A 13,091-nucleotide genomic window follows, 5' to 3' on the forward strand; every position below is an offset into this window, starting at 1 on the left:
ACGACGATATCCAGACTCACAACAAGGAGACGGGCAGGAGACCAACGACTAGCGCGTCGGTCGATCTTGCATCGCTACGAATGCGAAACGACAGACTCGGCAAAGTGAGCGCCGAGCGGCGCCAGCGTTCATGTCCTATCGCACGCCCGCGTGCTGCGACGATGCGCGCCTTGCAGAGCGCTTTCTTGCAATGGATGGATGAGCAACAACACGCGAACCTGCGCTCTCGATGCTCGTGTTCGGCGCGTCATGCGAAGCATCCGTCGATCGCCGAACCCCAGCATCGAGCTTCGGCAATAGGACGAAAGTCGTAGGGAGAATCACTCAAGCAACGGCTGCTATACGGCATCGGCGATCCGTCGCCAACATCGCGCGCTTGCGCGCACGCGGGATCGCTGTGACTTCGATCACGGAAGCAAATTCGCCGTCGTTGCGGCGAATAGCGCCATGCTACTTTGATTGCGCGCGAAAACAGGGAGGGGACTCGCGTGGTTCCAGGGAGCTGGATATGGTTTGCGCAGGGGGAATGCGATGAGCGCTAGCTTGATGGAAGCCGTGCACCGGCTGCCCACGCTCGCGGTGGTGGAAGACGATCGGACATTCAGAGAAGAGATCCTGATGCCCGTGCTGAGCCACTCCGGATTCTCCGTCGTGGGTATGGGCGGGGCGCTGGAACTCTACCGTTCGATGACCCTTCGTTCCTACGATCTCGTGCTGCTCGACGTCGACCTGCCCGACGAGGACGGCTTCAGCATCGCAACGCATCTGCGCGGTCTGTCGCCGCGCGTCGGGATCGTGATGTTGACCGGATACGATTCCAACCAGGACCGGCTGCGCGGACTGCGCGCGGGCGCGGACGCCTATCTGCCCAAGCCGGTCGACATGGAAGAGGTCGTGACGACCTTGCGCAACCTGGCCCGATGGGTGGTTCCGGACGCGAACCCCGCACCGACGCATGCGAAGTGGCGCCTGGACGAACGAGGGTGGTGCATCCTGAGCCCGAGGGGCGCCCAGATCGAGATGAACCTGGCCGAGCGGCAAGTCATGGAGATTCTGGCCGAGGCGGCCGGGATGCCGGTGCAACGCGAGGCGCTGATCGCGCGTCTGGTCAAGAACGCCCACGACTTCGACCCGCATCGGTTGGAGATGCTGATCCACCGCCTGCGCAAGAAATGCCAGCAGCTGGCGGAAGAAGAACTTCCTCTGCGCGCCGTGCGCAGCGTCGGCTATGTATTGAACTGGTAGTCGATCGGGTCGGCATAAGGCTGACGGTGGGGAAGAACGGCGTGAGCAACATCGGGGTCTGGTTGCGGTTGATATGGCTGCGGTCGATGGGCTTGGCCGCAGGATTGCTCGTCATCTGCGGTCCCGCTTCGGCCTTGCCCGCAGGCGCGTTCGACTACCGGATGGGTTCGCGGATTTTCACCAGCGACGACGGGCTTCCGCAGTCGGGCGCCAATACCGTGCTCCAGACCCGCGACGGCTATCTCTGGGTCGGCACGTTCGGCGGCCTGGCGCGTTTCGACGGCCTGGCGTTCACGATATTCCGCGGAAAGCCCGCGTTCGATACGTCCGTCTCGGAGGGTACGCCGCAAACGGGGCCGGCCAGCGATCGCGTCCTGACGCTGTATCAGGACGACCGCGATTGGCTCTGGGTCGGCACCCAGGATGCCGGGCTGAGCGTGCGCAGGCAGGGCATGTTCCATCATCTGCCGGTCTGCGGCGGCATCTGTCAGATCAACGACATCCTGCAGACCCCCGACCGCAGCTTATGGATAGCCACCAGCGTAGGGGTGCTGAATCTGGATCCCGTGCATGGGCGCGAGACCTGGATCGGTCGTGGAAGCATCGGTTACAGCCGTCTGGCGCGCGACAGCCAGGGCCGCATCTACGTGGCCGGAAACGAAGATTTCTTCGTCCTCGTCGATCGGCAGTTGCGACGCATCCCGTTGCCCGACGGCGAGCGGCGGGTACCGTTGCTGAAAGCCAGCGGCAGCGGCCTGCTGGTCGGCACGGAGCGCGCGCTCTATCGCTACGATCCCGCGCACGGGCAATGGCAGCCGCTGGGCGTGGCCGGTCCCAAGGCCGCCGCGACGGACGCGGACGGCCGATGGTGGGTCGCTACGGTATCCGGACATCTGTTTCGGGAGACCGACTCGGGACAATGGCGCGACGTGCCCGAACTGTTCGGCCTGGGCATCACCGACTTGGCCTGGGACAACGAAGGCAATCTGTGGATAGGCACCGGCAGCAAGGGCTTGTCGCGCGTGCGCAAGCCGCTGTTCGGGCTGGTGTCGACACTGGGATGGGACATGAACATGGCCGGCCGCGCGGTGATCGGCGACGGCCGCGGCGGGCTGTGGCTGGGATCGGCCTGCGCAGGGCTGTGGCATCGGACGCCCGACGGCAACATGCGGCGCCATCCGATCCAGTCGGGCCAGGGCAACGGCTGCGTGGCCAGCTTGGCCCTGGATCGCGAGGACACGCTCTGGGTCGGAACGGCAGAGGGGCGGTTGGTACGCGTGGTCCACGGCAAGGCCGAAGCGGTCGGGGCCTGGTCGATCGGTAACCCGATCAATGTCTGGCTGCGCGGCGACCGGCGTTTTCTCGTCAGCTCCGAGCGCTCCATGTTCGATGTCCGGACCGACGGCGAGGGGCGCATCGTCGGGCAGCAGCGCATCGCCGCGCTCGAGGGCATGAACGTCAACAACATCGTTCCTGCCGCGCGCGGGGGCGACTGGTTCGTCGGCGACCGCGGCGTGTGGCGAGTGGTCGATAACCGGGTCGTCGAGCGATGGACGCCTCGGGAGGGATTGTCCTCCCGTTTTGCGCGTGCCCTGTACGAAGACAAAGAGACCGCCACGCTCTGGGTGGGGCTCTACGGTGGCGGCCTGAACCGCATCCGCAACGGCCGGGTGTCCCGCTACGACAGCCGCAACGGCCTGTTCGACGATACGGTGTCGTGCATCCTGAGCGACGGGCGCGGACGTTTGTGGCTGGGCGGCAATCGTGGCATCACCCTGTTGCCGGCGCCACGGCAAGCCGCAACCGAGATCGAATCCATCGGCTACGCGGCCAGCGATGGCCTGATCCCCTCCGAAATCAACGGCGGGTACTCGACTGCCTGCCATCGCGATACGCAGGGCATGCTCTGGTTTTCCCTGGTCGAGGGCTTCGCCGTACTCGATCCCGCGGATTTCCCCGACGTCCAGCCCGCGCGGCTCAGGCCACGCATCGAAGGGGTCGCGGTTTCCGGGCGCATGCAGAAGATCGTCGGATCGTCGCTGGCCCTGGAGCCGTTCGCGCGCAGCGTCGAAATCCACTACACCGCCGTCAATCTGAGCCGGCCCCGGGAAACCAATTTCCGCTTCCGTCTTCGAGGTTTCGACCCCGATTGGGTGGATGCGGGGCAGAACCGCAGCATTCTCTACCCTTCGATTCCCTGGGGAGAGCATGTATTCGAAGTCCAGGCCCGCACCCAAGGCGGGCAATGGTCGCCGCTTTCGGCCCGCCTGAAGATCCTCAATCCGCAGCCCTGGTATCTGCGGACCTGGATCCTGATCCTGGCGACAGCGTTGAGCCTGTTGGCCTTGGTCGGCGGAACCCAGTTCGGCGCGAGCCAGATAGGTTTGGGGCGCGGGGAAACTCCGGACAAGTAATGGCGCGTACGAGATCGTGTTCGAAATAGCGTTCGCGGAAGCCGACGCGATTACCGATCGGCCGCTCCGCGAGCGGCAGGCGACGGACGTTGGTGACCGGCCTCGACCGCAGGCGCCCGCTGAAGCGCCAGGCCGGCATCGCCCCCGTCGCCCACTTCGTCGCCACGTTGCGACAGCGGCAACCGGATGCGAATGCGGGTGCCTCCCTCGGGGCTGCTATCGGCGGTTATTTCGCCGCCATGCTCGAGCACGAAGCGGTGCACGGTCGCCATGCCGATGCCGGTTCCCTTGTCCTTGGGCTTGGTCGTGAAGAACGGTTCGAACACGCGCGCGAGTACCTCCGGTGTCATTCCGGTCCCGGTGTCCTCCATGCGCAGCGCGGCGTGAGTCCCGTCGGCTTCGACGGACAATAGAAAGCGACCGCCCTGCGGCATGGCATCGCAGGCGTTGCTGGCGATGTTGAGCAGCGCGAGCACCAATTCGTCGCGGTCCGCCTCGATCCGCAGGCCGGAGACGGACGTGTCCAGGGTCGCCTGGATCCCGCGATGGAACATCGGCAGGATCAATGGCCGTACTTCGTCGATCGCTTCGGCGAGGTCGAACACCGAGACCTGCCTGATATGCGGGCGGCTGAAACTGAGCAGGCGCCGGGTCAGGGTGGCGCCACGCCGTGCCGCCTGGCGGATCCCCGGAAGGATGGCGTCGGCGGAGTCGCCGCGCATGTTCACCGAGGTCGCATGCCCCAGGATGACGCTGAGGATGGCGTTGAAGTCGTGGGCGATGCCGGTCGAAAGCCGGCCTATGGTTTCCATCTTCTGGGTTTGCAACAGGCGTTCGTAGGCACGCTCCTTTTCCTGCACCTGGCGCTCGAGTTCCTGGCAGGCCGCATCCAGTTCCTCGCTGCGCTTGATCGCCTGCTGCGTCGACAGGATCAGGCGGTCGAGGATGGTCGCCAGGACCAGGAAATTCATGCCGGCCAGCAGCAGGTTGGCCAAGGCTTCCGAGACCTGGTTGGAGCCCGTCGCCAGCCGCAGGTCGGTGTGCGTGCCCAAGGCCAGCACGGCCGCGTAGGCCAGGGCGGTCCACCATACGGCGGTCCGCCCCAGCAGCAGGCCCGAGAACAGCAGCGGCAGCAGGTGAGTGATCTGCAGGCCGGACTGCGCGCGCAAGCCGTACGCCTGATAGCTCATGCCCATCAGGATCAGGCCGCCGATGACGGTGAGGCTGGCCGACAGCCGGTACAGGCCGTTGCGCAGCAGGCAAAGGCAGGACCACGCGTAGGCGCCGATGACCAGCGTCAGCCAGTTCTCGGTGATCCCCGTCATGTCCTCCGCCGCCGCGCATGAGCCGATGGTTGCGAGCAGCGCTGTCGCGATGGCGACGACCAGCAGCGCCTGCAGGGTCAGCGCGTTGCGCTTGTCGTGGGTCGAGCGGGTGGGCACACGCCTGATCCAGGCGAGGAGGCGATGCCGAAAAGAGGGCTGCGATACGCGGAGGGTCATCGGTGGCATGGGCGCAGGGGAGGGCGGTCGATGGCCGGGGAGCGGTTGGACCACCCCATGCACCGCTCGCGCGCTCGACGGAGCGGGCGCGACTGGTTGCGGTCCCCTGTCCGAATGACCACCGGTGGCCAGGGTAGCAGCGTGGTTCGGCCATGCAATGCGAAGTTGGCAGTGCCAGCGGAAAACCGTAATGGCGGTCACTCTTTGCGCAGCCGGTATCGCCGGACGTCGCTCGAATCCTTTTCGATTTCTCACTGCTGGTGAGCGTGAGGAAGCCTCGTCCGTATGCGCCGCATGGCATTGGCGGTGCTTGGGCCGGGAGCCGTCGTCGCGATGCCGAACCTAGTTCGGCCACGATCGATGCATCGAATGAGCGCGACGCCGGCGGCATTCGCGAGCTGCAGGTCGCGGCAGGCGATTCGATGGGCCGACCCATCGGAATGTTCGCGTGCATGGACGCTGCGAACGACGCAAGACGGCTCCCATCCGCGATCGATCGCACCGAGCGGATGCCGACCCCACGGGCAGGTGCGCTGGGTCGACGCGACGATCGCCCCATGCCGCGAACGCAACGCGCGACGACAAGAATTTTTCGTGAGCAAGCGTGCGTGTAATCGCTGTTTTCAATCGCTAACGTTCGTCACGCAAGACCAGTAGCGCAGCTCCGGACAGCGGAGACGGCGCGCTTCGGACCGCCATCAGGATGGGCAGTGCATGAAGCGGACAATCGACGAGCGTAGCGGCGGTGCGACAGCATGGATCAGGCCTGTCGGCGCATGCCAAGACCTGTTGCGATACGCGGCGTCGCTGCTGCGGTCGGCGTTCTGGGCGCCGCTGGTGTTCGCGTTCAAGGCTTTCGATAGACCTGCTGCCTACTCGCCGCGGCCGGTCCGCACGACTTTTGCCGACGCCGCAGCCGACCGCGTCGGTATGCGTGCCTTCGCGGTGCGCGCCATCGAAGAGCGCGCCTTCCAGGACGGTGGCCCGCGCCACCGCACGCTTGCCGATCCCGCCACCGCGCCGCGTCCCGACCCTCGCAAGCACGGGCGGACAGCGGACGGCGGCGCCGCGTCGAAGCCGCAGATCGAACGAGAGAGGGAACGCGGCATGGACCGCTATGGGCGGTGGAGCCGAGACGGAACCTGGCCACCGTACTCCGGCCTGCGATCTCGACCTCCCGCCGCCGACCGCATACCCGATCGCTTCGTTTCGCAGACCGCCGCACTGGCTCGATAACTGGGAAAACACTGATGAACAAGATCTATAGCGTCGTATGGAGCCCTTCCCTCAATCAGCTGGTGGTTGTTTCCGAGTTGGCCTCGCCGCGCGGCAAGGCATCCGGCGGAAAGACGGCTTCGCGCCCGGCGGGAACGGTGCGCGCGGGCGTACTGACCGCGCTGATGGCCATCGGGTGGATCGGATGGACGCCATCGGCGCAGGCGCAGGCGGTGAACTGCGATACCGCGCCCTGGGACGAGTACAACGGCACCGCCTCGTGCATGGGCCTGAACGCCGTAGCTTCGGGCATCGGCGCGACCGCGCTGGGCTCTCTCGCGCGCGTCGATGTTCTGGGCGGGCTTGCGGTCGGCTACAACTCCCGTAGCGCCGCGCAGAATTCCATTTCCTTGGGGTTCCAGGCTTACTCGGCCGGCGTCAACTCCATCTATTTGGGTGCCCGTACCGGCCCGACGACTGGCGCGTTGGCCAATAGCACCGTTGCCATTGGACAGGACGTGACCGCGAGCGGAACCAGTGCCGTTGCCATCGGCACTCTATCCGTCTCAAGCGCCAATCTGGCCGTCGCCATAGGGTCGGGCACGCGCGCGACCAACATCAACACTATCGCCCTCGGTGCCGACGCGCTGGCCACCGGCGCCGGCGCCAGCGCCTTGGGCACCTTCTCCAACGCCACGGGAGGGAACGCCACGGCAGTCGGTGTCAGCTCCTTGGCCAGCGGCAATACCTCGTTCGCCGGAGGCTGGGCGTCCGTTGCCAGCGGAGCCAATACCGTCGCGATAGGCAGCCAGGCAACGGCCAACATCGCCGCGGCCACCGCTGTCGGCAACAGCGCTCAGGCGCTAGGCAATAGTTCGCTTGCGCTCGGAGCGCAGGCTGTCGCCGTTGGCGGCAGTACGGTGGCCGTCGGTCAGGGCGCCGGCGCCGGATCGACCACCGGCAACGCCAGTTCCGTTGCGGTGGGCATTGCGGCTGGCACGCTCGTCAGCGGTGGCCAGAACAACGCAGTCGGCGGCGGCATCGCAAGCGTCTTGAGAGGCGCCGGCTCCGGCGTTACGGGTGCGCGCAATGTCGCCTTCGGCACAGGCGACGGCAGCGTCACCTATGACGGCACTCTGAGCGCTTCCGCGGGCAACCTGGTCACCGGTAGCGACAATATCGCCATCGGTACAAACGCAGGTATCGGCGTCGGGGCCAACGCAACGACGTCGATCGGCCTGAACGCGAATGCGAGCGTGGGCAATGCGATCGCCATCGGTTCGCGGTCGAGCGCGTCCGCACTGGATGCCATCGGGCAAGGCAGCAGCGCCAACGCAAGCGGCCGCAACGCCATCGCCATCGGCTTCCAGTCGGTCGCGAGCCATATCAATTCCATCAATCTGGGTGCGCGCACGCTTGTGGGAGGGGGCGCCACTGCGGCGGGCGCTATCGCCATCGGTACGGATGTGATGGCATCGCAGGATCGCGCGGTCGCAGTGGGCATCGCAAGCCGGGCAACCGGCCTGGATGCGCTGGCGGCCGGTACTCGGGCCAATGCGGCTGCAGACAACGCGACGGCGCTCGGCTCAGGCGGTAACAGCGCAGCAACGGCCGTGCGCGCTACCGGCATCGGTTCGGTCGCCATCGGTGGCAATGCCACCCTCGGTGCCCTTGCATCGGGCGCCAATGCCATCGCCATCGGCGGTGAATCCGTCGCCGATGCCGATGAGGCGGTCGCCATCGGTCGCGGCTCCACCGCCACCGGCGGCCGCGCGGTCGCGATCGGCGCGGGCAACTTCGCCAGCGGCAATGGCGCCGTGGCCATCGGCGATCCGAACACCGCGACCGGCAACGGCGCGGTCGCGCAAGGCCTGGACAACACCGCCACCGGCAACGGTTCGGTGGCGATGGGCAACACCAATATGGTCGGCGGCGGCCGTGGGCGTGGCCGGCACGGCGGCGCAGGGCGCGGTCGGCATCGGCTATCAGAACACCGTGGTCGGCCAGGGCAGCGTCGCGCTGGGCAGCACCAGCAGTGCGCTGGCGGCGGGCGCGGTCGCGCTGGGCGATACGGCCGTGGCCAACAACGCCCGCGATGTGGCGCTGGGCTCGGGCTCGGTCACGACGACGGCGGTCGGTACGGCCAGCACGACCATCGGCGGTACGACTTACAACTTCGCCGGCATCGCACCGACCAGCACGGTCAGCGTCGGCAATCTGGGTTCGGAACGCACCATCACCAACGTCGCGGCTGGCCGGATCTCGGGCAGCTCGACGGATGCGATCAACGGATCGCAGCTGTTCGCCACCAACCAGGCGATCGCGGCCATCGCGGCCAGCACGCCCGTTCACTACTTCAGCGTGAACGATGGCGGCGCGCCGCAGGCGAACTATCTCAACGACGGTGCGACGGCACCTTTCGCCATAGCGATCGGGCGCAATGCCACCGCGACAGGGTCCTATGGGACCGCGGTCGGCGAAGGCGCGAGAGCCATCGGCGATTGGGCGACCGCTTACGGCAACGGCGCCAATGCGAGCACCACTACGGCCATTGCCGTCGGCGCAGGCACCAACGCCACCGCCACGTTCGCATTGGGAACGGGCTATCAGGCCAATGCGGGTGGCGTGGCATCCACGGCCATGGGCCTGCACGCCAACGCTGCCGGTGAGAGCGGTATCGCGATAGGCACGGACGCCGGGTCCTCGGGAACCTACGCCATCGCAATCGGCCGCAATTCCAGCGCGACCGGGTCTTACGGAACCGCGGTCGGCGAAGGCGCGAGAGCCATCGGCGATTGGGCGACGGCCTACGGCAACGGTGCGAATGCGGGCACCACCACGGCCACCGCCATCGGCGGGGGCACGAACGCCACCGCCACGTTCGCATTCGGCGCGGGTTACCAGGCCACTGCAGGCGGGATAGCGTCTACGGCCGTGGGCCTGCACGCCATTGCAACGGGTCAGAACAGTATCGCGGTAGGCACGGACGCCAACGCGAACTCCGCCGACGCAGTGGCCATCGGCACGGCTTCCACCGCCACCGGTGGCCGCGCGGTCGCGATCGGCGCGGGCAACTTCGCCAGCGGCAATGGCGCCGTGGCCATCGGCGATCCGAACACCGCGACCGGCAACGGCGCGGTCGCNGGCCGCGCGGTCGCGATCGGCGCGGGCAACTTCGCCAGCGGCAATGGCGCCGTGGCCATCGGCGATCCGAACACCGCGACCGGCAACGGCGCGGTCGCGCAAGGCCTGGACAACACCGCCACCGGCAACGGTTCGGTGGCGATGGGCAATACCAATATGGTCGGCGGCGGCGGCCAGGCCGTGGGCGTGGCCGGCACGGCGGCGCAGGGCGCGGTCGGCATCGGCTATCAGAACACCGTGGTCGGCCAGGGCAGCGTCGCGCTGGGCAGCACCAGCAGNCCGCGACCGGCAACGGCGCGGTCGCGCAAGGCCTGGACAACACCGCCACCGGCAACGGTTCGGTGGCGATGGGCAATACCAATATGGTCGGCGGCGGCGGCCAGGCCGTGGGCGTGGCCGGCACGGCGGCGCAGGGCGCGGTCGGCATCGGCTATCAGAACACCGTGGTCGGCCAGGGCAGCGTCGCGCTGGGCAGCACCAGCAGCGCGCTGGCGGCGGGCGCGGTCGCGCTGGGCGATACGGCCGTGGCCAACAACGCCCGCGATGTGGCGCTGGGCTCGGGTTCGGTCACGGCGACCGCCGTGGCGACCTCCAGCACCACCATCGACGGCGTGACCTACAACTTCGCCGGCACCACGCCGACCAGCACGGTCAGCGTGGGCAATCTGGGCACCGAGCGCACCATCACCAACGTCGCGGCCGGCCGGATCTCCGGCAGCTCGACCGATGCGATCAACGGTTCGCAGCTGTTCGCCACGAACCAGTCGATCGAGAACCTCAGCAACGTCGTCGAAGCCGGCGCGACCCATTACTACAGCGTCAACGACAACGGCGTGCAGGGCGGCAACTACGCCAACGACGGCGCGACCGGTCTGAATGCGCTGGCGGCCGGCGTGAACGCAACGGCGGCTGGGGACGGCGGCGTGGCCATCGGTTTCGGCGCGACTGCGGCGAATGCCGGCGGCGTCGCTCTGGGTTCGGGCTCGGCGACGGCCGCTGCGGTGGCGACGTCCAGCACGACCATCGACGGGGTGACCTACAACTTCGCCGGCACCACGCCGAACAGCACGGTCAGCGTGGGCAACCTGGGCTCGGAACGCACCATCACCAACGTCGCGGCCGGCCGGATTTCCGGCAGTTCGACGGATGCGATCAACGGCTCGCAGCTGTTCGCCACGAACCAGGCCATCGAAGCGGTGGCCACCACCGCCAATGCGGGTTGGAACATCAGCGACGGCACCAACACCGGCAACATCGCTCCGGATGAAACGCTAACGGTGACGGCCGGCAGCAACGCGACAGTGAACTACAACGATGGCACCGGCACGCTGACCGTGGGCGTAGTGGCCGACCCGAGCTTCAACTCGGTCACCGTCGGCGATACCGTCATCAACGACGGCAGCATCAGCTTCATCAGCGGCGGTCCCAGCATCACCAACATCGGCATCGATGCCGGCAATACCACCATCACCAATGTGGCTCCGGCAGTCAATGGCGGCGACGCGGTCAATCTGGACCAGGTGACCAATCTGGTGGACGGGGTAGCGACGCACTACTACAGCGTCAACGACAACGGCGTGCAGGGCGGCAACTACGCCAACGACGGCGCCACCGGTCTGAATGCGCTGGCGGCCGGCGTCAACGCGACGGCGGCCGGGGACGGCGGCGTGGCCATCGGTTTCGGCGCGACCGCGGCGAATGCCGGCGGCGTCGCCCTGGGTTCGGGCTCGGCNGGCGTGGCCATCGGTTTCGGCGCGACCGCGGCGAATGCCGGCGGCGTCGCCCTGGGTTCGGGCTCGGCGACGGCCGCTGCGGTGGCGACGTCCAGCACGACCATCGACGGGGTGACCTACAACTTCGCCGGCACCACACCGAACAGCACGGTCAGCGTGGGCAACCTGGGCTCGGAACGCACCATCACCAACGTCGCGGCCGGCCGGATCTCCGGCAGTTCGACGGATGCGATCAACGGCTCGCAGCTGTTCGCGACCAACCAGTCGATCGAGAACCTCAGCAACGAGGTCGAAGCCGGCGCGACGCACTACTACAGCGTCAACGACAACGGTGTGCAGGGTGGCAACTACGCCAACGACGGTGCGACCGGTCTGAATGCGCTGGCGGCGGGCGTCAACGCGACGGCGGCCGGGGACGGCGGCGTGGCCATCGGTTTCGGCGCGACCGCGGCGAATGCCGGCGGCGTCGCCCTGGGTTCGGGCTCGGCNGGCGTCAACGCGACGGCGGCCGGGGACGGCGGCGTGGCCATCGGTTTCGGCGCGACCGCGGCGAATGCCGGCGGCGTCGCCCTGGGTTCGGGCTCGGCGACGGCCGCTGCGGTGGCGACGTCCAGCACCACCATCGACGGCGTGACCTACAACTTCGCTGGCACCACGCCGACCAGCACGGTCAGTGTGGGCACCGTCGGCGGCGAACGCACCATCACCAACGTCGCGGCTGGTCGGATCTCCGGCAGCTCGACCGATGCGATCAACGGCTCGCAGCTGTTCGCGACCAATCAGTCGATCGAAAACCTCAGCAACGAGGTCGAAGCCGGCGCGACGCACTACTACAGCGTCAACGACAACGGCGTGCAGGGCGGCAATTACGCCAACGATGGCGCGACCGGAACCAATGCCTTGGCGGCCGGCGTGAATGCCAGCGCCAGCGGCAACCTGTCGGTGGCGGTCGGATTCAATTCCTCCGCCGCCGATCAGGGCGCGGTGGCGGTGGGCGTGAACTCCGATGCGGCCGCGGGCTGGACGACCGCGGTCGGCGACACGGCGACCGCGAGCGGGCAGTTCGCGACGGCCGTGGGCAACAACGCCCAGGCCGGCGATCAGTTCTCGAGCGCATTCGGCACGAACGCGAACGCCTCGGGACGCGCGGCCACCGCCATCGGTCCCAACGCCGGCGCCTCCGGCGTCAGCGCCGTCGCCGTGGGCGACACTTCGCAGGCATCGGGAGCCTCGTCGGCCGCGTTCGGCGGCGGCGCCAACGCCAGCGCCTTGGGCGCGCTGGCATTGGGACCGGCCTCGGCGGCCAGTGGGCGCAGCGCCGTCGCGCTGGGCGACAGTTCCGCCGCCAGCGGCCAATACGCCAGTGCCCTGGGTGCGGGCTCGATCGCCAGCGCTCCTCAGGGCGTCGCCTTGGGTTCGTTCTCGGTGGCCAATACGGCGGCCGGCGCGGCGGGCTACGACCCGGTCACCGGCCTGCCTTCCACCGATACCAGCAGCACCTGGGTCAGCCGCCTGGGCGCGGTGAGCGTGGGCAGCAGCGGTCAGACTCGCCAGATCACCAACGTGGCGGCGGGCTCCACCGACACCGACGCGGTCAACGTCGCTCAGTTGCGCGCGCTGTCGCAGGAAGTGACGGCGGGACAGACGCACTACTACAGCGTCAACGACGGCGGCGTGCAGGGCGGCAACTACGCCAACGACGGCGCCACCGGCCTGAATTCTCTGGCGGCGGGCGTGAACGCAACGGCGGGCGGTGCCGGCTCCGTGGCCATCGGTTCCGGCGCGACGGCGGCCGATGCCAACAGCGTAGCGCTGGGCGCGGGCTCGGCGACGACGGC

The 13,091-nt window shown here is 67.9% G+C and carries 5 protein-coding genes; 4 read left to right on the top strand and 1 reads right to left on the bottom strand.

From position 1 onward, the window contains the following. Window positions 1-546: 546 nt before the first annotated feature. Entirely contained in the window at window positions 547-1,245 is a 699-nt protein-coding gene (locus ASD78_RS19275) for a response regulator transcription factor (RefSeq protein ID WP_055910379.1), read from the top strand. A 41-nt stretch (window positions 1,246-1,286) separates the two neighbouring features. After that, entirely contained in the window at window positions 1,287-3,659 is a 2,373-nt protein-coding gene (locus ASD78_RS19280; protein WP_162250191.1) for a two-component regulator propeller domain-containing protein, read from the top strand. A 50-nt stretch (window positions 3,660-3,709) separates the two neighbouring features. Here ASD78_RS19280 and ASD78_RS19285 read toward each other — a convergent pair whose 3' ends face one another. After that, window positions 3,710-5,161, bottom strand: coding sequence for an ATP-binding protein (locus ASD78_RS19285; protein WP_156087897.1), 1,452 nt, complete (start codon window positions 5,159-5,161; stop codon window positions 3,710-3,712). A gap of 714 nt (window positions 5,162-5,875) precedes the next feature. Between ASD78_RS19285 and ASD78_RS21005 the strand changes: the two genes are divergently transcribed. Both ASD78_RS21005 and ASD78_RS20275 read left to right on the top strand, forming a co-directional pair. Further along, window positions 5,876-6,397, top strand: coding sequence for a hypothetical protein (locus ASD78_RS21005; RefSeq protein WP_156087898.1), 522 nt, complete (start codon window positions 5,876-5,878; stop codon window positions 6,395-6,397). A 14-nt stretch (window positions 6,398-6,411) separates the two neighbouring features. Then, window positions 6,412-9,045: an ESPR-type extended signal peptide-containing protein gene (locus tag ASD78_RS20275; RefSeq protein WP_082575737.1), complete on the top strand. Its 2,634-nt coding sequence runs from the start codon at window positions 6,412-6,414 to the stop codon at window positions 9,043-9,045. Window positions 9,046-13,091 lie beyond the last annotated feature (4,046 nt).

This window comes from Lysobacter sp. Root667 (assembly GCF_001427715.1).
GTDB lineage: Bacteria > Pseudomonadota > Gammaproteobacteria > Xanthomonadales > Xanthomonadaceae > Lysobacter.

Excerpts from the sequence above, each read along its gene's own strand:
- ASD78_RS19275 (WP_055910379.1), top strand. The coding sequence starts at position 547 with ATGGAAGCCGTGCACCGGCTGCCCACGCTCGCGGTGGTGGAAGACGAT.
- ASD78_RS19285 (WP_156087897.1), bottom strand. The coding sequence starts at position 5,161 with ATGACCCTCCGCGTATCGCAGCCCTCTTTTCGGCATCGCCTCCTCGCC.
- ASD78_RS21005 (WP_156087898.1), top strand. The coding sequence starts at position 5,876 with ATGAAGCGGACAATCGACGAGCGTAGCGGCGGTGCGACAGCATGGATC.
- ASD78_RS20275 (WP_082575737.1), top strand. The coding sequence starts at position 6,412 with ATGAACAAGATCTATAGCGTCGTATGGAGCCCTTCCCTCAATCAGCTG.